General features: G+C 42.0%; 17 protein-coding genes and 2 tRNA genes. 12 read left to right on the forward strand and 7 right to left on the reverse strand.

Annotation, left to right across the window (positions count from 1 at the left end):
- Positions 1 to 16 precede the first annotated feature (16 nt).
- The 10 genes from Q6344_09830 (at position 17) to Q6344_09875 (ending at position 15,005) form a co-directional block, all read left to right on the forward strand.
- The gene (locus Q6344_09830) at positions 17 to 1,825 is read left to right on the forward strand and encodes a hypothetical protein (protein ID WLG12905.1); all 1,809 of its coding nucleotides are present in this window, start codon (positions 17 to 19) and stop codon (positions 1,823 to 1,825) included.
- A gap of 66 nt (positions 1,826 to 1,891) precedes the next feature.
- Positions 1,892 to 5,938 (forward strand): type VI secretion system membrane subunit TssM, encoded by a 4,047-nt coding sequence (gene tssM, locus Q6344_09835; GenBank protein ID WLG12906.1) that lies wholly within the window; start codon positions 1,892 to 1,894, stop codon positions 5,936 to 5,938.
- Positions 5,935 to 6,915: a type VI secretion system-associated protein TagF gene (gene tagF, locus Q6344_09840; protein WLG12907.1), complete on the forward strand. Its 981-nt coding sequence runs from the start codon at positions 5,935 to 5,937 to the stop codon at positions 6,913 to 6,915. Before tssM ends, tagF begins: the two co-directional genes overlap by 4 nt.
- 110 nt (positions 6,916 to 7,025) lie before the next feature.
- Positions 7,026 to 7,862: an OmpA family protein gene (locus tag Q6344_09845; protein WLG12908.1), complete on the forward strand. Its 837-nt coding sequence runs from the start codon at positions 7,026 to 7,028 to the stop codon at positions 7,860 to 7,862.
- 172 nt (positions 7,863 to 8,034) lie between these two features.
- On the forward strand, positions 8,035 to 10,722 hold the full coding sequence (locus tag Q6344_09850) for a DUF2345 domain-containing protein (protein ID WLG12909.1): 2,688 nt from the start codon (positions 8,035 to 8,037) through the stop codon (positions 10,720 to 10,722).
- Positions 10,722 to 12,098, forward strand: a complete 1,377-nt coding sequence (locus Q6344_09855) for a hypothetical protein (GenBank protein WLG12910.1) — start codon at positions 10,722 to 10,724, stop codon at positions 12,096 to 12,098. Before Q6344_09850 ends, Q6344_09855 begins: the two co-directional genes overlap by 1 nt.
- Positions 12,099 to 12,107: 9 nt before the next feature.
- On the forward strand, positions 12,108 to 12,809 hold the full coding sequence (locus tag Q6344_09860; protein WLG12911.1) for a hypothetical protein: 702 nt from the start codon (positions 12,108 to 12,110) through the stop codon (positions 12,807 to 12,809).
- Positions 12,810 to 12,921: 112 nt separating this feature from the next.
- Complete coding sequence (locus Q6344_09865) at positions 12,922 to 13,644, forward strand: hypothetical protein (protein ID WLG12912.1); 723 nt, start codon at positions 12,922 to 12,924, stop codon at positions 13,642 to 13,644.
- Between the two features lie 95 nt (positions 13,645 to 13,739).
- Complete coding sequence (locus Q6344_09870; protein ID WLG12913.1) at positions 13,740 to 13,976, forward strand: hypothetical protein; 237 nt, start codon at positions 13,740 to 13,742, stop codon at positions 13,974 to 13,976.
- Positions 13,977 to 14,291: 315 nt separating this feature from the next.
- Complete coding sequence (locus Q6344_09875) at positions 14,292 to 15,005, forward strand: GAD-like domain-containing protein (protein ID WLG12914.1); 714 nt, start codon at positions 14,292 to 14,294, stop codon at positions 15,003 to 15,005.
- 251 nt (positions 15,006 to 15,256) lie between these two features.
- Here Q6344_09875 and Q6344_09880 read toward each other — a convergent pair whose 3' ends face one another.
- The 3 genes from Q6344_09880 to Q6344_09890 form a co-directional block, all read right to left on the reverse strand.
- Positions 15,257 to 15,991 carry a DUF305 domain-containing protein gene (locus tag Q6344_09880; GenBank protein ID WLG12915.1) on the reverse strand — a complete coding sequence of 245 codons (735 nt, stop codon included), beginning with the start codon at positions 15,989 to 15,991 and terminating at the stop codon, positions 15,257 to 15,259.
- Positions 15,992 to 16,116: 125 nt separating this feature from the next.
- On the reverse strand, positions 16,117 to 16,584 hold the full coding sequence (locus tag Q6344_09885) for a DUF305 domain-containing protein (GenBank protein WLG12916.1): 468 nt from the start codon (positions 16,582 to 16,584) through the stop codon (positions 16,117 to 16,119).
- Positions 16,585 to 16,661: 77 nt separating this feature from the next.
- Positions 16,662 to 17,270: a DUF411 domain-containing protein gene (locus Q6344_09890; protein ID WLG12917.1), complete on the reverse strand. Its 609-nt coding sequence runs from the start codon at positions 17,268 to 17,270 to the stop codon at positions 16,662 to 16,664.
- Between the two features lie 206 nt (positions 17,271 to 17,476).
- Between Q6344_09890 and Q6344_09895 the strand changes: the two genes are divergently transcribed.
- Together Q6344_09895 and Q6344_09900 are read left to right on the forward strand one after the other, a co-directional pair.
- A complete protein-coding gene (locus Q6344_09895; protein ID WLG12918.1) occupies positions 17,477 to 18,244 on the forward strand; it encodes a heavy metal response regulator transcription factor in 768 nt (255 codons plus the stop codon).
- 1 nt (position 18,245) lies between these two features.
- Positions 18,246 to 19,727 (forward strand): ATP-binding protein, encoded by a 1,482-nt coding sequence (locus tag Q6344_09900; protein ID WLG12919.1) that lies wholly within the window; start codon positions 18,246 to 18,248, stop codon positions 19,725 to 19,727.
- A gap of 273 nt (positions 19,728 to 20,000) precedes the next feature.
- Here the strand turns inward: Q6344_09900 and Q6344_09905 are convergent.
- The 4 genes from Q6344_09905 to msrB form a co-directional block, all read right to left on the reverse strand.
- Positions 20,001 to 20,077 (reverse strand) — tRNA-Asp (locus Q6344_09905).
- Between the two features lie 51 nt (positions 20,078 to 20,128).
- Positions 20,129 to 20,204 (reverse strand) — tRNA-Val (locus tag Q6344_09910).
- A 304-nt stretch (positions 20,205 to 20,508) separates the two neighbouring features.
- On the reverse strand, positions 20,509 to 20,994 hold the full coding sequence (locus tag Q6344_09915; GenBank protein ID WLG12920.1) for a glutathione peroxidase: 486 nt from the start codon (positions 20,992 to 20,994) through the stop codon (positions 20,509 to 20,511).
- Between the two features lie 159 nt (positions 20,995 to 21,153).
- Positions 21,154 to 21,579, reverse strand: a complete 426-nt coding sequence (gene msrB / locus Q6344_09920; protein WLG12921.1) for a peptide-methionine (R)-S-oxide reductase MsrB — start codon at positions 21,577 to 21,579, stop codon at positions 21,154 to 21,156.
- Between the last annotated feature and the right edge of the window lie 441 nt (positions 21,580 to 22,020).

Here is a 22,020-nt window from a genome sequence, read left to right on the forward strand (position 1 = left end):
TAGGGAGTTTAAATAAGTGGGCGCAAAAAAAATACTGTCATACGGCCGATCTGTTTTAGTCATGATTTTGGTGTTGTATCTCATTTTGGTCTGGATGTACTTTAAAGACAATGCGCGACAGCTGACCTCATCTGGCTTATTACTATGGTTTGTTACCATCCCTTTATTGTTTCTTGGCTCTATCATGGCGCTCTCATGGTGGCAAAAAAAACTGGATAAACAAACAACCGATTCACCAGAGATACTTGATGGAACAACAGATAAAACAGACGCTATTAAGCCGCCCAATACTTATCAGTTATTCATCTATAGCCGTGTCTGCCTACCAGAAGGAGACTGTTGGTCTGAAGTGGTGGACAATGACGCAGACCTAACCGTATTGAGCGAGGATTTGACAGATATTGATGGTATGCCAATGTTAGTCAAACCGATTGCAAGACTCCCTGATGTATCCGCACTACCATATCCTAGTCTGTCTGATGCCTATTCAGCAGATTCAGAATTTGACGACAGCTATTCAGACCGTTATTTAGATTCGAACAGTGATTTAGACAGTGATTTAGACAGTGATTTAGACCTTAGTTTAGACAGCCATCTCGATGGTGAGAGAGTTACCGAACGTAAAGCCGCGTTAAATGATACTACCTTGCGTTTACAGGCATTAATTTATGAGCAGCTAGTCTTGAGCGAGGAGATGCTGTCTAGCCTTGCCGAACACTTTTACCAACATCACCAACAGGATACGACTCAGTCCAACGCAGCCATTCATATTCATCCCGAATGGCAGCAACATTATTTGGTGAGTGCCAACGAAGTAAGTAGTGAAAATAACAGCCGTAAAGAGAACAGTGATGACAAAATGACAGCAGCCTCTGCTGGTCATTTAACCAATCTTCCTATCTATTTATGCTTACCTGCCAGCGCCGATTCAGCATTTTTGATCGCGACCATAAAAGAACAGTTAGCAGCTTACGGTATTCCTGATACACGGCTTGCTATTACGACCATCATAACTGACAGCACTGACGTCGCAAACACCGTAGCAAATAATAGCGCTAACAATAGCACCATTGCCACACCTACAGAATTCATCAATAGACATCTGCTGCCTTTATCTAAATCAACTGCGCCGGATCTTTACTTAATTCTCATTGCAGATTCACAGATAAGTGAAGAATGGTTAGACACTCATTTGTATGCTGAGCAAATGACCAATGTCATTCCTACTGAGGCGGGTGTGCTGTTGCTATTCTCGAATCAAGCGGCTCAAGAGCTACTCAATATTGACGCTAGTACCCGTATTTTATTAACGGAGATAGCTACAGCTCATCGCACTGAGCTTTTGAGTGATAAACGTCGCTATTTGAATCATTTAACGACTATCAAAAACCTATTAATAGACAATATGCTTTCACTGTCGCCGACCGATACGACCACGCTAAAAACCACCGATAAACAGATAGTAAAGCCCGAAAAAAAATCGTCTGACATCAACAGCAAAGAAAAAAACAAGACTAATGTTTCTATAACAGACATATCCATTACCGCCATGTCTGACATTAATCCATTAAATCAGCCTTATGACTTATCAACGTATATGAGCTTTCTTGAAGCATTTATAGCACAAGGCGCTCTAGTAAATGAGCATCATTTAGGGCATTATATGCCATTGAATAATTGGTTGAAGCCATTCATCAGCTTATCGTTATTCATTGACTTAGCCAAAGAAGACCAACAAGAGTCAGACAGGTCATTTCTAATTACTCAACATAAGCACTGCAATATGCTTTGGTTGCTAGACTCTTCTCAAAAATCTGAGTCGTAGTTTTAATGATGTTTTGTCGTGGTAAATACTCGTTTTATTATCTTAAGTTCACACTAGGTAGCACGCATGTTTTCAAGGTTTTTTCATCTTATCTATAACCCAAGAGTATTATTGGCGCTGGGGCTCATTGTCGCTCTAGTCTTACTTTATGATTATGTGGCTATTAAAACCTTTGTCATAATCATTGGCGTCCTAATCACATGTACGGTACTGGGGGCACTTGGCTATTACCTGTGGAAAAAACGTAAGCTTGCCTCAGATGAGCTGGCAAACTTAGTGGAGGATAATGGCAACGAGAGCCAAGGTGACGATAGCCTTCATGTGGCCAAAGATGAAAACGCTCAAGAAGTGCAGGCGCTACGTCAGCAAATGCAAGATGCCATTAAAACCATTCGCAAATCAAAGATAGGCGATCAAACAGGCAAAGCGGCGTTATATGAGCTGCCGTGGTATATGGTCATTGGTAATCCTGCAGCAGGCAAAAGCTCTGCAGTGCTACACTCTGGCTTAAAATTCCCCTTTATGGAGCAAGGTAACAAGCTATCCGTTAAAGGCGTCGGCGGTACACGTAACTGCGATTGGTTTTTTTCGACTGAAGGTATCTTGCTCGACACCGCAGGACGTTACTCCGTCTATGAAGAAGATCGCTCAGAATGGTTGTCATTTTTAAGCCTACTCAAAAAGAATCGACCTAAAGCACCGATCAATGGCATCATCATCGCGGTCAGTATCGCCGAACTCACCAAAAATGACCCAAACTATGCATTGGATTTGGCCAAGAATCTGCGAAGCCGTGTGCAAGACTTAACTGAACAGTTAGAAGTCTATGCGCCTGTCTATGTGGTCTTTACTAAAATGGATTTAATTTCAGGCTTCCGTGACTTCTTTAATGACTATGAGCAAGAAGAGCGCAGCCAAGTATGGGGCGCGACCATCCCCTACCCTGAAGACCCAGAAAATATCAATATCACTGACGTATTCGAAGAACATTTTGATGTCTTGGTCAATGGTCTAAAAGACTTGAGCACCACTAAGCTATCCTTACGTCATCAGCGCACGGTATCTCCCAGTCTAATGACTTTCCCAATGGAATTTCAGTCATTACGTCCCATGATACGGACGCTGATGCATGCGTTGTTTGAGGACAACCCTTTCCAATTTAAGCCCATATTGCGTGGCTTTTACTTTACCAGCGCCTTGCAGGACGGGCAAGTTAGCAGCCAAATGACGTTGCAAATGGTACAAAATTACGATTTGCACCCACCTGCGATACCGCTCAATGCGCAGCAAGAAGCCGCAGACAAGCCTTATTTTTTACAAGATCTATTTTCTAAAGTCATTTTAAAAGACAAGCATTTGGTCAAGCAGCATAAAAACCGACACAAGCGCAGTCATCGTTCGCTTGCGACGCTAGCTGCTGTCGTGACTTTGTGTGCGGCTGTCGGTCTGTGGACATGGTCTTATGCCAATAATAAACAGCTCACTGAGCGTGTCGTGGCTGACTTACAGCAAGTCGCAGCGCTACAAAAAAATTCTAACGGTGATTTACAATCCCAGCTTGAGTCGCTCAATATTCTACAAAGTCGAATCGAGCAGCTTGAAGGCTATGAAGACGACAAGCCGCTGTCTTTAAGTTTTGGCCTCTATCAAGGCGATAAGCTTAAGCAAAAATTGCTAGCAGAATATTATAACGGCATCAGCATCATCGTCTTAGCGCCAACCAAACAAAATATCGAAACGTTTTTGACCGAAGTAAATACCAATGCCGATCAATTAGAAGTCCGTACAGAAGACTCAAGCACTGATGACACCTCTGATGCTGCCGTTAATGATGCTTATATCCAGTCCGACCCCACAGACGTTGAAGATGCTTATAACGCGCTCAAAGCTTATCTCATGCTTGGCAATCATGACAATTTAGAGGCCAGTCATTTGAGTGATCAGATGACCCGTTTTTGGCGCAACTGGCTCGAAGCCAATCGCGCTGACATGCCGCGTGACAAGATGATTCGCCAAGCTGAGCGTATCTTGAGTTTTACCTTGGCTCATGTCGACGACCCCGCCTTTCCATTGATCCAAAATGACTTAGGGCTGATAGACAAAACCCGTAGCAATTTATCCAAGGTTAGCAAAGGTCAACCTGCTCGTGAGCGTGTTTACTCAGAGATTAAAATGCGTGCATCTGCCCGCTTCCCATCGGTCACGGTTGCACAGATCACGCAAAACAATGCTAATGAAGCACTGCTTGGTAGCTATGTCATTTCAGGCACTTTTACTAAAGAGGCATGGGAGGCTTTCGTCAGTGATGAGATTGATAAAGCTGCCACCACAAGAGTGGTCGCCGATGATTGGGTGTTGGCCACCAGCAGCCAAGATGACCTTACCTTGACGGGCAGTCCTGAACAGATACGACAATATCTGGTCAATCGCTATAAGCAAGAATATATCAGTGAATGGAAACGTTTTTTATCTCAAGTGTATGTTCGGGATAGCACAGGCTTCGATGATCATGCGGTCTTATTAAATCAGCTGTCCAATGCCGCAGAGTCACCGTTAAAAACCCTGTTTGAGACAGTAGATCGCCAAACTCAATGGGACAATAAAGCGGCTAATCAAGCAGCTGGCAATGGTGGCGAATCTCGTCGCTCATTTGTCAATTGGTTTAAGCAAACCATCCTGCGTCAAAGCCCTGCTGAGCTGCGGCAAGCAGAAGCAGCGATGAATAATGGTGGTAGCTCTAATAACGCCGCGCCTGTAGCACAAGCAAGCTCAGGTGTGATTGCGCAAGAATTCTCCTCTATACATGCGCTAGTAACGCCAAGAGAAGAAAATCAGGATCTGTCATTATTAGACAGCTATTTAGTCAGCTTAGGCGATATCAGAACCCGTTTTAACAATATCGCTCGTAGTGACGACATCGGCCCTGATGCTTTGTTGTTTGCCTCACAAACCCTCAGCCCCGAAGGCTCAGAGTTAACCAAATCTCTACAGATATTAGATGAGCAGATCCTGAGTCAAGCCAACTCTGAAATAAAACAACTGGTTCGTCCGTTGTTGAGTGAGCCACTGACTCGTTCATTTAACATGCTGCTGACGCCCACTAAGGCTGAGATTAATAAAGTTTGGAAAGCGCAGGTCTATAAGCCTTTCCTCGATAATTTAGGCAGTAAGTATCCCTTTACCGCCAATGCAAACTTAGAAGCGACGCCTGCAGAGATCGGTCAATTCTTCGGCGAAGATGGCTATGTGGCGCGATTCGTCAACGAAACGTTATCGCCCTTTATCATTCGCCGCGGCGATCAAATCTCCAGTAAAATCTGGAATGGTGCAGGTCTGGGTCTCAACCCGCAGTTTGTCGCTGATTTTGGCCGTTACTTTACCAATTATATGGGCAGCAATAGCACAGGCGCTGCTGGTGCGAATAATACTGGTGGCGCTGCCAATCAAACCACTTTTCAAATCATGCCATTACCCGTCAGCGGTTTGACTGAATATACTATTGTGGTCGATGGTCAACAGTTGCGTTATCGCATGGGTACTCAAGCGTGGACAACGTTTGTATGGCCAAATCCAAGTAGCCAACCTGGTGCCAGTATTCGAGCCAAGGACTATGATGGCAGAGACTTTACTGTCTTTGAAGAAGCAGGCAGCTTTGGGGTAGAAAGGCTCATTAACAGTGCACGCCGTACTGAACTTGGCAATGATATCTTTGAGATGGCATGGTCTGGTGACGGTATCACTATCTCTGTACGCTTTAGAATCATCAGCGGCAGCGGCAGTAGTACCACTACCGGTCAAGGTCGCTCTACCAATCCCTTTACCGGAATGAAACTACCAGAGGAGATTATTGCCCTTGGTGTCACACGTACAGCAAGGCCAATTTCTGATAATAATGCTGTTGATGGCGATACTCCTAATGCGGGTTCTGGCACCAATCAGCCAGTACCGACTGGCGAGCAAAATACAAGCAATGTCACGCCGCCAGCCCGCACATCTACTGTAACCCCTAATACTAATAGTGAAAACAGTCCACCAGTGCAACCGCCTACTGATAGCACGACGGCTACTGATGATCGTTCAGCCGTGACTGAACAGCAGGAGCAAACGCCATGACTCCAGACTCCTTGCCTTTAGTATATTTTGGAAAATTGCCTGCTCGCGGGGACTTTGTACGGGCGCGCGCTCATATCTCTGAGACCAATGCCATTGATGAGTGGGTCAGCGAAGCGTTAGCCGTGTCGGAAAGTGTATTTAGCGGAATTCCGATAGACAATGTCAGTAATCATAACTTTGCCTTTTTAAATTTCAGTCATATCGATACTAGAGCTAATGAGATTATCACCGGCGTTTTGATCCCTAGTCACGATAGTAGCTATAGAAATTACCCATTGATAGGTTTTGGCGTGCTTCATCTCGATAAACCGAAAAACTGGATGAACTATCTGCCCGTCAAGTCATCAGCGCTTTGGAATGACACTTATGAAGTTTTAAGCATGGCCAAATCCAAAACTGACAATACCGATCTTATGGAGCATCTCAACCATAGCCAACTCAGCATCGATACTAATGCCAGTACTTACTACTATGATTTTATCAATACCACTACGTTGCATGATATAGCGATCTTAATGAACATTGATAAAGCGCAACTGATACAGCAAATCATTGCCACTGGCCTGTTATTTTTACCGACCTTTACTAAGGGTTTCCATGGCTTAAATAAAGCCATCTGCTGGTCACTTACCTCTGATAGAGAAAACTCGATACACATGGCCACTTTTTGGCACGATCTCATCAATGGTTTTTATCAGCCACACCAGCTCTACTTGAATACCTACTTATATCGTGTCGCTAATTGCTATCGCCTGCTCATGAGTTTTACTAAACCCGATGGACGTATACTCAAGCAAATATCAGAAAGTGAAAAAACTTATCCTGAAGATTGGGTGGTCATCGCTCATAGCGACTGGACTCAAGGATATATTGATGAAGACATTGGGTTGACACGGTTTAATAAAGTATTGTTACAAGATAATTTATATCTGTATGATACTAGGCAATTGTTTAAAAAAACTTTTTTAGCACAATAAATAATGGCTCACGATAACTGCTGATTTGTAACAGCTGATAGTAGCCACCATGCATCATACCCCTGCAATTAGTCACTGCTCAATAATAGACAGATTAAAAAGGTACTTGAATGAAAGTCCTCTCTAGAATGACAAAACCCAAGCGAACAAATCACGCGAAAAACCTGCTATTAGCCGCCGCTATCACCCTGCCTATGAGCGCCGTTGTATTTGCAGAACATAACGACACTCATGTGACAAATAATTCACAAAATGTGCCAGTGGTCATCAAGGGTGTGGTCGCTACCAGCTCAGACAAACAGCAACTGCTCGACAAGCTAAAAGCACAGTATCCTGATAAACCTGTCAGAGATGAAATCGAAGTACGTTCGAACATCAGTATACCAACCAACTGGCAACAGATAGCCACGACTATCATTGATAGCGATATCTCTAACATTCGTCAAGGGCGTATCGACATTCATGGGACGACCATTAGCTTACATGGCAAGGTAAGCAGCCTTGAACAAAAGCAAGCCATTCAAAACCGTATTCACTCTCGCCTAACTGATCTCTATCAATTAGAAAATCAGCTGGTCGTGGTAGAAGGTGAACAACGCCTCATAGACGAAACTTTAGGCAACCGTATCGTCGAGTTCGAGTCTGGTAGCACCAATCTAACGCCTATGGGCCTTGGTATCTTAGACGATATGGCAGGGGTGTTACAGCGGGTCGGTGATAAGCCTGTTCTTATTACAGGTCATACCGATAATGTCGGCAATTCTACTGCCAATCTTGCCCTATCAAATAAGCGTGCAGAAGCCGTCAAACAATACTTGATCGGTCGAAATATAAATGCAACTCGTCTCAGTACTACTGGTAAAGGGGACTCAGATCCTATCGCTAGTAACGACAACGAAGAAGGTCGCACTCGCAATCGCCGTATCGAATTTACCCTTAATGAATAACATCGCTATGTAGAACGTATGACGATAACGGCAACTAAGCAATGACGGTTAAGTGCTGATAGCTGGATTGATAATGCTGAAAAACATACTGTCATTGCTACTAGAGATATCGATGCTACAAAAAATGCCAATGCCAAAAGAGAGCCACTGCTAAAAAAATAGGGACATAACTATGCTACGCTTGACCAATACCGTGCTGCCTATGCATCCTGATCGGCTCTATGCCAGTGAAGGCAGCACTCAAGCGCCCTATCCGAGCGCTCGCCAAGACATCAATGCTCATCGTGCGTGGCAAGATAAGCTCATGCATAGCGCTGATGAAGCCGATATCATTGCTCAACTAAACCCCAGTGGTAATTGCCAGTACCAGCAGCACGGTATCGACACTTATGTGCTACACGTTTATATCCATGAGCGGCATCACCCTCCCTTTACGCCATTAACCAATCTCATCGGTAGCCCTCTGACCTTGAGCTTTGATATTCCGAGTGGCCTAAGCTTTCGTCATCTGTATATAACGGCTGTGCATCAGCTAGATCATGATGGCAGCTACGGCTATTATCGCCTGCTTGTACAGCCCATCACTTATCGCCTGCATCAGCATATACGCAGTCATATTGATACTCATTTGACCGTACAAGCTATGGTAGCAGAGCGCACGGCTACGCTGGATATAGAAATAATCGATGACAGCAACAATGGTGAAGATGCTAACTGGTCACCAGCACGCATGACCCAGTGGCAAATAAGCGACTGGACACATATTTGCGAGCGGCTCGCGCGTCAAGGGCTGACAGCCTATCTACGCCATGAGCAAACGGACGAGCATAGTCCACCAAAGCTCATTATTACCACCGCAGATCCAAGTGATAGCGATGGCATCAGCTTAAATATTGGCGCGCTGCGTTACCAGCAAGTGTTACATGACCGTGTCCATGCACCAATATTGGCATTGAGTGAGCAGGTCATCACCCAGCCAAACTCAGTAACGATGCAGCGTTTTAATAGCAGCAGTGTTGCACACCCAACGCAGTCCGCTGACGTTGCGATGAGCCGTAACCTTGATGACATAAGCCATTCGAATAACTACACACTCACATTAGACACGCCTGCTGCTTTTGCGCCAGTAACAGATACTGAAACCATAGACGAAGCAACCATCGTGGCAAACAGTCATCAAAGTCAATATAGCGTCTATCATGCTCTAGCCCATGCTACGGATTTGAGTGTTGCTGATACCTTTATACTTGTCGATCACAGTGCGCTCAATCAGCACTACCGTGCTACCCATATCGTGCATCTGGCTCGCAATAGTCTAGTGCATGTCACAGGGCTGACCCAAAGCTCACGCCACCAACAGCGTCATGCGTCAACATTAGCAGCTGGCATTCATTTAACTCAGCTGCGCCTCATTACCGCTGATACCCCGTGGGTCGGATCGCTTTATAGTAGGCGATCTCTACCGCCGATGACAGGTATCACCGAAGCGCAAAGCGATATCGATAGCCGCAATCATATGACGCCCACGCGCAGCTATTTACTGGATAGTCCATCTCAGCCTATCAACCGATTGGAGGCACAAGCTGGCGCTAACTACGGCACCCACTTCACCCATAGAGCGGACGACCAGACCCTGATGCAGTCTATCGGTGATAGCGAACATCTGATTAATACTGGTAGTTTATTGTCATCGACTCGACCTAGCCTATTTGCCACGGATAACGATCAAGCCGTCGAAAGCGGTTATCGCAACACGGACAATGGTTTATCAGAATGGATTACTGATCATCGTACAGAACAAGCTTACTCGCAGCTAAAAGTAGACAGTGGTGGGATATCCGCCAGTCTAAAAATGGGGGTTATTAATCCGTCAGACACCGCCAAACGTCAAGGCATCAATGCGGCTACTAACGCTCAAATCAACATAAAGTCAGGTGAAGCCCTCGTCCTTTCCACTCAAGCACAAACCCACGCACAAGCAGGACAGCATAACTACCAGCAGCATACTCCTACTCTGACCCAAACTGGTCTTGGTGGTCAGCACTTAGCCGAACGTTTAACACAATTGGCGACAGGGCTTGGACGTCATGTCAATGACCACAAAGCGATTAAGACGCAACTTGAAACTATCGCAGAGGAACAGCAAACCAAAACTCATCAAACAATGCCCTACATGCTGATCGACAGCGCAGCAGACAGCAGCTATATCAGTGACGATACACTGATTCACAGAAGCATGGGTGAGATGGTCTCCACCACGCAGCAAGATATGATGATCAGTAGTGGGGAGAGTCATAGCCAAGCCAGTAGCGAGTCACTCAATATCATAGCCGATGGTCAGTTTAGTATGACCAATGCCAAAGAGAATATCACCCTCTCCGCCCATACGGGTAAGCTTGAAGCCACGGCTAAGCAAGATGTCAATATTGCCTCCTCGACTAAAGAGGTTGAGATAGTAGCGACGAATAAAATTACGCTGACGGCTGGTGGTGCGAGTATCACGCTTGATGGTGCTGATATTACCATCAGTGCAAAATCGTTTACGGAAAAAGCAGGGAAGCATAGTAAGGCTGGTGGGGGGATGGATGGGTTGGGATTGGCGGGGTTGCCCAGCTTAGTTCCTCATAAAAAGACGATGATGGATGGGGTTTATAGTTTGGCCTACCAGTTTTTGGATGACGATGATGAGCCTTATGCTAATACGCCTTATACAGCGGTAAATAAACAGACGGGCGAAGAGTTCAAAGGTGTCACTAATGAAGATGGCTGGTCAGAACGTTTCCATTCTGATAGCGAGGATGAGATTGAAATTCATCTAGAGCTGGATTGGCAGAGTGATGAATTAAGAGGTAATGAATAATGAGTAAAAACTCTAATGGTACTACTGGTCCTTCTGATCCTTTTAAAGTGCTTAGGATCAGCCGTCGTGAGTTCACGGTTCATTTTAGACAGCCAACAGACATGGCTGGACGTTATGGCTTTGATTATCCACGAGATGCTGACAGATATCCTATGGAAAAGGTAACAGAACCTACAACAGGTAAGCGTACTCCCAAAGCATTATTTAGAGGTAATATTTCTAATTTTAAAGATATTTACCTTAAAGACGCTATGCACTCACCACTATTACATAAATACAATTATTTACCTGCATGGTTGGCTATCTTTCCGTATACAACCAACAGTGTTTATAGAGGCGGCTCATCTATGCACAAAGATGGAGTAAAACTAGATATTGAGCTTCAGCAACTAATTGGGGACACCTCTAAACTAACGGCCAATAAATATACGAAGCTAGAGTTTGTATCTTCGAATTCAAGTAAACTCATTGTTTCACCTTCAAGCATTTCAATTAAAGACTTTATCAGTCAGGGATATAAAAACACGACAGTTGATAAGGCTAATAAAAAAACTCGGAAGGATTATATTCTTAAAAGAGCAATATTGGTTAAGGGAGTAAAGAACAAGCCACTTAGCAAACACGAGAGCATCGCTGTTTATGCTATTTCTGCTAACTCTAAGGACTTAGTAGGAGAGTTGATGGTACATAAAAACAGTCAGACATATAAAGTTGATTTAATATTAGTGCCTACTAAAACATCTACGGGTATAAATAAAAAATCCTTAGAATCTATAGAATGGTATTTAAAATATAAAGCATTTAACCAAGCACTTATAAGAGCAGAAATTAAAACTACAGAACCATTCGACTTGAATAAATTTGATACCGACACACGTATAAAGTCTTATATAAAGCATGCAAAGACAAATAGCCATACTCCAGAAACAGTAAGTGACGGCATTATGAGAGCTTATGATAAGTATGGGCTGGGAAAACATAGAGATCAACATGGTAATACTTTATCTATTAATCAAAGAGGACACAAAAAAACTTATATCTTTCTATTAGATTTTGATGTAAAAGACTTGTACGGTAAAGCACCTGCTGATTTTTCTACTGGACAATTTGCAACAGGTAATGTTGCGCTCGTTTTAAAATCAGGTTTAGACGATTACGAAACTTTAGTTCATGAAGTAGCCCATAGTCTAGGAGTACCGCATGTATTTGAGCCTAATCTTGCCAACCAATATAAATTCTATCAGGGTTTTAGTGATAAAGTAATGGATTATAAATGGCAAACAGGTATTGCACCTAGTAATCCAAATAAACTTGTTTCATTTACAAAATATCAATGGTACCTGATGCAAAAAGATCCCAGTGTATACAAACTATAAGAGGTCTTTATGAAAACAATAAAACTCGCACTTATTACTCTAGTAGTTATTACATTATTTGCTGCCTGTGACGCCACTTCTTCTGACTCAGTCACTCTAAATTCAGAAGAAGTAATAAAACCTTCTGTAACACTGGCTGAACCGAAGAGCGCTGAGAGTATATCAAACCCTAAGTCTGAATCCCAGATACAACAAGGTTTCAATACAACAGACCCTGTTCCTTTCATCATTAGAACCCCTGCAAAGCAAGCTCATGAACTATTTTTCCTACCTGACGAAAATGTAAAAGAAACTAAAAACTTATTCCACAAAAACTATAGTTTAAACCAAATAAATAGTAAACAATTTGACGAAACAGCATATGGCTTTTTTGTTGTCATTCAATATGACGATGGCACTATCTTAGATTACTCACTGGATAAAGTTAATAATAAATATTTTGTGAAGAGGTTTACCTTAGCTGGGAAATACCAACCACATGAACCCTTTAATAACATCCATAAAGATGTAGTATATAAAATATTAGAGATAAGCGGAGCAGATGACCCTGAAGTATTTTTCCAAGAGCTCATCAGCAGCCCTAAGATCACTAAATACAAAGGATGTACTGTTCAACAAAAACAATCAAAATATGCGATGGTGGATTTGACATCATGTGAGTTTGATAACAGAACAGATTTGTCTTTATATAACTCTAAATCTAACCCTTAGAATAAGGCAAATTATATCAAACTAACTACGCCAGTCATGTGGCAGTTTGAAGGTTAACAAGGGTAAGGCTATAAAATCCCATTATTCAAGCAACTAAGGCATGTTTGGTATTATGTTTAAACAAATTTTCATTACTCTGATTTGCTTTAGCTTCCTTTTTTTAGCTACTGCCTGCCAAGCAGAAAAAGAGGTTAATATGCCTGATAAACCTTTAGAAATTTCATTAAACATGACTGCTAAAGATTTATACGATGCCAACCCTGAGTATAAAGCTTTTCAAGAAGCAGACGCTCAACCTATAGGAGTTACTTTTCAAGGATATGACTTTCCGACAAGCAATATGGGAGAAGTGATTTTCCATTATTCTGATGATAGTTTTAAGATTGGTCAAGTTGTCACTGTTTTAGCGATGGATAAGGTAACTAGCGAGCAGCGAGGGTTAAATAAAATTACAGTTGATTTTTTCTTCGACAAGACAGACAACGGCATATCAGACGAAAATGCGTATAAAAAAATAATGTCTTTCTTTGAAGAGCTACAAAATAAGGGTTGGACGTACGCCCATTCAAACAGTGCCCCTAGGCTGACTGCCAAAGACAGTTTTACATTTGCAACGACAGAGGAAGGTTCAGAATTATATCTTGACTATAGTTACCCAATTACTTTTAAAGAATGGATGCAACTGAATGATCTACAGCTATGGCGATTAAGATATGGTACAGAAGTTTATATGGACATTAGGATAAATAGACAAACAGATCCATCTACTGGTAATCGTCATTACCTTGTCAGCTTAGATATTTATGATGAATTAGAAAAATTCAAATCAACTTAGACTCCAAGGATAGAATCAGATGGCAGAGTACCTATCCAAAAATTCATCCAAAAATAGCCTCGTGGAGACTAGAGAATGAAAATTCTGCCATCAATATGGGTCTAAGAATTCAGCAAAATCAACCTGACTATACGCTACCACTCATACTCAAAGAAACAGGCATAGATACCAGCAAGTCTGTATCTATTGACCCTTATAAAATCACTTACGAAGAGTTCATTAAACGTTCCGAGGCGGGTGAAGACATGACGCCTTATTATGAGAATCAAACCAAAGCCAACAAACCTGAAATTACCAGTCAAGCAAGACGACATCATGCCAGACTATCCTAATAATCAATGGGGTGAAGTGATTTGGCAGTTTGACGGTGAAGAAGGATAGTTTGTTATTATTTTGCTTAAGCCACCTTCGGGTGGTTTTTATATTTATGACTCTCAAATCAAGCTCGAACTCCAATAGCAAACAGGACAACTACCAGTATCATCCTGCTACTTTGATACAACTAGGGCTTGATAGAGAAGTAAATGACCACAGGGCAATTAATAAGGCATTAGAAAACAGTAATAATAAATAGCAAGCCAATACCTACCAACAAATATCATTGACACTGATTAATATGTACAAATAAACATCTAAAGGATTACAAAATGAGTCACTTTATTATTGATGAAGGATTTGATTATTTTTTAGAAAAATTCGGTCAACCTGATTGGCAACAACCGGTTGATCAAGCTACCTTAGATTATTATCGTGGAAAGTTACCTAGTAAACTTCTTTTTTATTGGCAGCATTTTGGTTTTTGTCGCTTTAAACAAGGGCTGTTTTGGATGGTTAATCCTGCTGATTATGAAGATGAATTAGCTATCTGGCTAGATGAAGAAATCACGCGGAAAGATAACTATTATGTGATCGCTCGTAGTGGCTTTGGCAAGCTCTACGTTTGGGGAGAAAAAACAGGTCATGCCTATACAATCACTCCGACTCGTGGTTGGGTATATCAAGAAGAAGGAGACAAAAAAGATATTGCAGAAGGGTACGCAGATAAAAAGTTAGAGCTATTTTTTGGTTTTAGTAAGCTAGATCATACAGATATATATGACAACAACGACAAACCACTATTCAAACGCTGTATCAAGAAGTTTGGTGCACTTGATTATGATGAAATGTTTGGCTTTGTCCCTGCCCTTGCGATTAGTGACAATGCTTCTATCAAAAATATAGATAAGATGAATATCTTTGTCCATCTCAATCTTTTACCCGACTTGATTGAAATTCAACATATTGACTTCGAACGCTTAGGACAAATGGCTTTTGGTGTTGAAGATTCATCAAACTTGCCTGATTTAGATAGTTTAGAGTGATTAATTACGACTTAGCCACCTTCGGGTGGTTTAAATACAGATACACTATCTTAGCAAGTCTTACTCATATCAATGGCATACCTAAAAGACTCAACCTTTTAAGGCTTATGGTAGACAAAGGTGGCGACGCGAATATTGATACAGGCAATGGCGGAATTTTAGAAAAAATATAGAGCAGAAGAAGCAGTACCTTAATAAATATAAGACACTGCTTTTTATCTAAAATACATCCATTCTTAAGCACTCGTTATTTAACTATTATGCTTGGCTATCCAGCTTTGCATTTGCTCAATTTCAGGCTGCTGCGCGTCAATTACTTGTTGTGCCAATTGACGCATTTCTTCATTTTTGCCATACTTTAGCTGTATCTTTGCCATATCTACTGCGCCAATATGATGCGGCAACATACCGCGAGCAAATGCCATATCTGGGTTAGGGTCAGCGATACCTGCCATCATTTCACTATGCATCGTATCCATACCTTTAGCATAAGCTGTCTGCATGGCTTTAGTATCAGACGTTGGCTCAGCAGCATCAGGATGGTTGGCAAGCCAGTTCTGCATTTGCTCAATTTCAGCTTTCTGAGCGTCAATAATCTCTTGTGCCAACTGACGCATTTCTGCATCTGTACCATACTTTAGCTGAATCTCTGCCATATCAACAGCACCCATATGATGACCGAGCATTCCTTGAGCAAAGGCAGCATCGGGATCGTTGTATGCCATGCCTGCCATCATCTCATCATGCATCTTAGTCATAGAGTCATTATACTCTCCATGCATGCCCGTCATCGCATCGCCTGACATATCATGACCTGCATGAGCATCCATCGCGCTAGTGTCTGTTGTAGCATTATTAACGGGAGCCGCCTCGTCTTTGACAGTAGCCTCTGTTACGTCATTCGTCGGCTGACAAGCGCCAAGCATCATCATGGCACTGACACTAACTGCAAGCATGGCAAGACGTGAGTTTCTTATAATTTTCATAGTAGATCCTTAATTACGATCGTTTGGTAGTTATGGTTCATATAAAAACTGGCAAATCAGCTAAGATCCACCAGTTGGAAAAATCATTTAATTTATGTACTAAGAGCAGTGTGTTTTAAGGCTATTTATTCTAATGCTTCGATCAGTGCCTGCATCTCTTTAATTTCACGTTTTTGTGCTTCGATGATGTCGTCAGCAAGTTGCTGTACTCTAGGGTCTTTTATATCGGCTCTTGAGCTGGTTAAGATCGCAATTGAATGATGCGGTATCATAGCCTGCATCCAATCCACTTGATCGACGGTTGCTTGAGATCTGACGCCCCAGATACCCACGGCAAACATCAGCACACTAAGACCATAAATCATTAAATTGACCTTAGTTTTCTTGTACATATTGCTCATAAAGGCGAGCATAATCATTGCCATGCCTGCGCCCATATATAGCGCCATATAGGCTCTGGTCTCACTAAAATAAATATGATCCCACTCATAAGTATTGAAGTACATCATGATATACATCACCACGGTAGACGTCAGAATCATGAGGGTGAATTTTACATAAGGGTTCATCTGTTTTTGCTCTGTATGATTCATCAGTCAGTCTCCATCAATGCTGCTATCAGTACTACAATGAGTAGCTGAAATTTAAAAAATCTATCTAAAGTATTGGTTTATAGCTGCTGCTCTGCGGACTCAATCTCAGCGTATACTTGGTTTGTGCCATCTTTATTGATTTGCATAATTTGGTATGGCATAAACTTATCTTGATATTCCATACCAGGGCTACCGACGGGCATACCCGGTACCGCCAAACCAATGGCTTGCTTTGGTGGATTTTGCAAAAACTCAGCCACATACTTGGCAGGAACATGACCTTCGATAACATAACCATCACTGGTAACGGCGGTATGGCAAGAACGCATCTCAGCAGGCACGCCGTAACGCTCTTTAAATAATGACAAGTCTGCAACATCATGGGCAGTTGTCGTTAACCCATTATCTTCTGCGTGCCCTATCCATTCTTTACAACAGCCACAGTTGGCATCTTTATAGACAGTGGCTGACACGTTCTTGAGCAGGTCTGGGTTGTTGGCTGGTGTCTCTGTCACTGTTTGCCTACTCTGTATAGCGTTTGCCTCACCACTGCTGGCGTTAGCGGCATTGGCAGTAGAGGTGCTAGCATTAGAAGCATTGCTGTCAGATTGCCCACACGCTGATAATATGGCAGCGGTTAATAAGACCGCTGACCCTCGAACAAACTTAACGGTAAAAGGCTTCATAGAGGCTTCTCATAGTGTTGAATATTAAAATTAGGATGTATTGAAGTCAAACTAGCATAACCACTCTGACAGTCAGATGACGCCAAGATGACAATTTTGTCATCTTCTAGACTGAGCATAGGTTTATTACCAGTATTCCTCTATGATTGATAATAATAGAGACATTTTATATTGATCTCATCCTAAATAATTGGCGCGAGTATGCTATGAAAATATTGTTAGTCGAAGATGAGTTATCGCTTGGCGACTACATTAAAAAAGGTTTAAGCGAGGCAGGTTTTATTGTTGAGCATAGAACCACAGGTTTAGATGGTTATCATGCTCTGATGACTGAGGACTTCACTGTCGTGGTGATGGATGTGATGCTGCCTGATGTGAGCGGATTTGAATTAGTCAGTAATTATCGCGCTGCTGGTAACACCACCCCTGTATTATTTTTGACCGCAAAAGATGACCTTAGCGACCGCATAAAAGGCTTTGAGATTGGCGGTGACGACTATCTCACCAAGCCTTTTGCCTTCGCTGAGCTGTTGGTCAGAATCAAAAGCTTACTACGCCGTGCCAATCAAGCAGATTACGCCAGCACAGTGCTTCAAATAGCTGATTTAAAACTGGATATCGCTAAACGTAGCGTGCATCGAGATAAGGGTTCTATCAAATTGACGGCCAAAGAATTTGCGCTATTGCAGTTTTTACTTGAGCATCAAGGCGAAGTATTGCCCCGCTCTGTCATCGCTTCACAAGTATGGGATATGAATTTTGATAGCGATACCAATGTGATTGATGTGGCGATAAGACGCTTACGAAGTAAAATCGATGATGGCTTTGAAAATAAGCTCATTCATACCGTACGCGGTATGGGCTATAAACTAGAAGCGGATAATAGCGCCGTTACAGCCAATAATGAAACTAGCATTGATATGAGTAATGAGGCTAATACGATTTCTAAACTCAATCACGTTGAAGTGAAATAGCATGGCATATAAATCTGAGCATCGACGCTTGTCATTACTGTGGCGCACTACCCTAGTATTAACGGTGTGTGTGCTGATATCTCAAGCTTTTTTGTACATATGGATACAGCGTTCGGTTAATGATCATTTTGAACAAATGGACTCAGAGATCCTGACTCACGCTGCGTTTAATTTACGACAGTACATGACAGAGGTGACATCGGATGATCAGCGCTCTGACAACCTTGCCGACCCTGCTCATCTCGACAATACAGCATCATCTGTGGTAGATATCTTTCGACCAGATTATGAAGTTAAAACAATTATCACTGACCATAATGGACAAGTCATCAATAGTCAGCCAAAGGATTTTATTGATAAACTCAATGACTCCCAATTGGTCGAAAAACTATGGCAGCAGCACCGCGATCAACCCTTTGACTTGCAGCTTAATCATCGTCATTATCGCGCGCTGGTCATTGAGCACTCTAGTCGCTTGGCATTAATCGCGCTACCGATTGATGTGCACCATCAATACCTTGCCCAGTTTAATCGCCATCTTATTCTGATACTTATTGCGATCACTTTTATCTTGGTATCAGTGGCGGCTTTTAGCGTCTATCTAGGATTTGCCCCCTTAGCGACCATCAGTCAAAAAATGGCACGTATCAACGCCGAGCAGTTAGACGATAGAATCATCGTCTCTGAAATGCCAAGCGAGTTGCGACCCTTGGCTGACGCTTATAATGCCATGATGGATAAACTTGAACACAACTTTGCCTCATTATCACAGTTTTCAGATGACATTGCTCACGAACTGCGCACACCACTGGCAACATTAAGTACCCAAACTCAAGTGATGCTCAGTAAACCTAGAGACCATCAAGAATATGTCGAGCAGCTACATCATCAACACGACACGCTCAAGCAACTATCCCTGCTCATTAACAATATGCTATTGCTGGCAAAAACTCAAAAAGGTCTCTACGACTCACAACGTCATCTTGTCGATACCGACTCACTGATAATTAAGCTCATCGATTATTTTGAGCTGATAGCCGAAGAGCGCGGTATCTCTTTTGAGAAAAAAGGGGCATTTGATGTGGTATTAGGGGATGAGAGCTTGTTACAAAGGCTGTTTGCCAACTTGATATCTAATGCGATTTACTACGCCGGCAGCGACAGTATCATTACTATTACCGCCGTTTCTAAGACTGCTAGCCTCATAAAACATAACGCTCACGCCCTTAGAGAAACGGCTCAGCAGCCATCGCTAAACATCACCATCACTAATCGCTTGCAGACGCCTCTAACTCAAGCGGAAGCAGATAGACTGTTTGAACGCTTTTATCGTCATCACAAATCCAATAATCAGCATTCGGGCACAGGGCTGGGATTGGCCATCGTACAAGCGATCGTCAATGCCCATAACGGCAAAGTCAGTATTACCATTAAGGATGAGTATTACTTTCAAGTTAACGTACAGTTATTAAAAGAATCATAGGGCGGGTTTGATCGAGAAATGGTCACCATTTGGTCACCGAGCAGGTGGTCACCGATTTTTAAAAAGCAGAGTGCATGCACACAGACTTATAGAAAATATATTATTAAAGAGTAGACTACTTCTTAGGGGTTGATAGAGAAAGAATAATCAAACCTTACGGATAAAGGCTTTAAGCGGAAACACAGACACAAAAAAACCCCAAACAAAATTATGTTTGAGGCGAAACTTGCTTAAACTCGAAGGTTTAAATTTGTTTTAGCTTTTTACTAAATATGGCGCAGCGGACGGGACTCGAACCCGCGACCCCCGGCGTGACAGGCCGGTATTCTAACCAACTGAACTACCGCTGCTTAGGTCGTCTTAGCATCTTCTCTTATTACAGAGACACTCGCTAAAAAGAGTGGTGGGTGATGACGGATTCGAACCGCCGACATTCTGCGTGTAAGGCAGACGCTCTACCAACTGAGCTAATCACCCTGAGAAGCGTTAAAAAATTGCACTGCAATTTTAGCTTCGCAAGTTAAAATTCCTTAAAAGGAATTTTATAGAAAGTTTAATCTTTAAAGTTGTCACGCTTTAAGTCAGTAAAAATTCTAACAACATTGAACTTAATTAAGTCCCCTTGCTGTGGGTGTGTATTATATAGATTTACACATGGCTGTCAAACAGTATTTTCAGTTTTTTAACCTATTTTATAGGTTTTTATTTATTAATCTGACAAGCCTATGTTTTCATTGGATTTATATTTTTATAAAAAACCAATAAATTTTCAAGCATGACCCTATTTACTGGCTAATGCTTGTTCGATATCCATTTTTATGGCTTCTGGTTTGGTGGTTGGCGCATAGCGGTCAATGACCTGTCCATCTTTACCAATTAAAAACTTAGTAAAATTCCATTTGATACCGTCTGTTAATACGCCACCCTTTTGCTCTTTAAGCCAATCAAAAATAGGATGAGCGTCTTTGCCATTGACATCAACCTTCGCCATCATTGGGAAACTGACACCATGGTTCTTTTGACAAAATGCGCCAATCTCCTCATTACTGCCTGGATCTTGCCCGCCAAATTGATTACAGGGGAAACCAATAACGACCAATCCTTGATCTTTATATTGCTGATATACTGCCTCTAGGCCTTCAAATTGCGGCGTAAATCCACATTTGCTCGCGGTATTGACGATTAATAACACCTTACCTTGATAATCAGCAAAGGCTTGTGAAGTACCGTCCATACGTTCAGCGGTAAAATCATAAATAGTACTCATCATTTGTCCTTAAATTGATTAATTTATTATTTTGGTTTTTTTAAACTGTGCTCATTTTTCAATAACATTGAAAACGTTAATAATACTAATAACTGGCAAGGCAGCATCTCGCGCTTCCCTGCCATGACTCTAAAATACTCTAAGCAATTTTTTTAACAATTACTTTTCAGATTTATCTAAATCAATAGACACAGAATTGATGCAATAGCGCATCCCCGTCGTCTCGCTTGGGCCGTCAGGGAAGACATGACCTAAATGTGCGCCGCAGTTACTACAGGTTACTTCTGTCCGCGTCATGCCAAGCGAATTATCCACATGCTCCTCGATAGCGCTGTTATCAACTCCTTGGTCAAAACTTGGCCAACCACAGCTGGCATCAAATTTATTGCTTGAGTCAAATAAGCTCGCACCGCAGCCTTTGCAGCGATAAATACCATCATCAGTCGCATCGTTATAGACGCCCGTAAATGGGCGTTCTGTACCCTTTTCACGCATCACGTGATATTCATCAGCACTCAAACGCTCTTTCCAATCAGCTTCTGTTAATTGGCTGATTTCTTCTTGGCTAAGTTGATTGTCTTGCATAATGTATCCTTAATTTGGGTATGTATTATCTCATCCATTAGCATTAGCTTTTATCTGCTATTAACTAACACTTTATCGCCATATTTTTATAAAAACGATGGGCCTTATCTATTGTTTATTCACTCAATATTCAAGGCATACATTACAAGAAAACCATCATAAACAAGTGATAGCGTAAGGTATCGAAAAAGCTATGATAAATAAAATACAGCAAATTTTCTTAACGTATCAATGAATACAGATGTAGCCATGATAATAACTCTCTGAAAGAAGTTTAATATCTAGTAGAGCAGCAATGAAGCAACAACGCTAATGCAAGTTATTCTTGCATTAGCGTTGTTGCCTTAAAAACAGCTTGCATTGATACTGATAATGCAATAATATCTTGCATTAAGGCTTAATTAAAACAAATGCCTGCTTTCCTTCTCTCCATTACCAACT

Origin of the sequence: Psychrobacter cibarius (genome assembly GCA_030686115.1) — a bacterium.
Classification (GTDB): Bacteria; Pseudomonadota; Gammaproteobacteria; order Pseudomonadales; family Moraxellaceae; genus Psychrobacter; species Psychrobacter cibarius_C.

What these genes read in the sequence shown, in the direction of transcription:
- tssM (WLG12906.1), top strand. Translation starts at nt 1,892, where the DNA reads ATGTTTTCAAGGTTTTTTCATCTTATCTATAACCCAAGAGTATTATTG.
- tagF (WLG12907.1), top strand. Translation starts at nt 5,935, where the DNA reads ATGACTCCAGACTCCTTGCCTTTAGTATATTTTGGAAAATTGCCTGCT.
- Q6344_09845 (WLG12908.1), top strand. Translation starts at nt 7,026, where the DNA reads ATGAAAGTCCTCTCTAGAATGACAAAACCCAAGCGAACAAATCACGCG.
- Q6344_09850 (WLG12909.1), top strand. Translation starts at nt 8,035, where the DNA reads ATGCTACGCTTGACCAATACCGTGCTGCCTATGCATCCTGATCGGCTC.
- Q6344_09855 (WLG12910.1), top strand. Translation starts at nt 10,722, where the DNA reads ATGAGTAAAAACTCTAATGGTACTACTGGTCCTTCTGATCCTTTTAAA.
- Q6344_09860 (WLG12911.1), top strand. Translation starts at nt 12,108, where the DNA reads ATGAAAACAATAAAACTCGCACTTATTACTCTAGTAGTTATTACATTA.
- Q6344_09865 (WLG12912.1), top strand. Translation starts at nt 12,922, where the DNA reads ATGTTTAAACAAATTTTCATTACTCTGATTTGCTTTAGCTTCCTTTTT.
- Q6344_09870 (WLG12913.1), top strand. Translation starts at nt 13,740, where the DNA reads ATGGGTCTAAGAATTCAGCAAAATCAACCTGACTATACGCTACCACTC.
- Q6344_09875 (WLG12914.1), top strand. Translation starts at nt 14,292, where the DNA reads ATGAGTCACTTTATTATTGATGAAGGATTTGATTATTTTTTAGAAAAA.
- Q6344_09880 (WLG12915.1), bottom strand. Translation starts at nt 15,991, where the DNA reads ATGAAAATTATAAGAAACTCACGTCTTGCCATGCTTGCAGTTAGTGTC.
- Q6344_09885 (WLG12916.1), bottom strand. Translation starts at nt 16,584, where the DNA reads ATGAATCATACAGAGCAAAAACAGATGAACCCTTATGTAAAATTCACC.
- Q6344_09890 (WLG12917.1), bottom strand. Translation starts at nt 17,270, where the DNA reads ATGAAGCCTTTTACCGTTAAGTTTGTTCGAGGGTCAGCGGTCTTATTA.
- Q6344_09895 (WLG12918.1), top strand. Translation starts at nt 17,477, where the DNA reads ATGAAAATATTGTTAGTCGAAGATGAGTTATCGCTTGGCGACTACATT.
- Q6344_09900 (WLG12919.1), top strand. Translation starts at nt 18,246, where the DNA reads ATGGCATATAAATCTGAGCATCGACGCTTGTCATTACTGTGGCGCACT.
- Q6344_09915 (WLG12920.1), bottom strand. Translation starts at nt 20,994, where the DNA reads ATGAGTACTATTTATGATTTTACCGCTGAACGTATGGACGGTACTTCA.
- msrB (WLG12921.1), bottom strand. Translation starts at nt 21,579, where the DNA reads ATGCAAGACAATCAACTTAGCCAAGAAGAAATCAGCCAATTAACAGAA.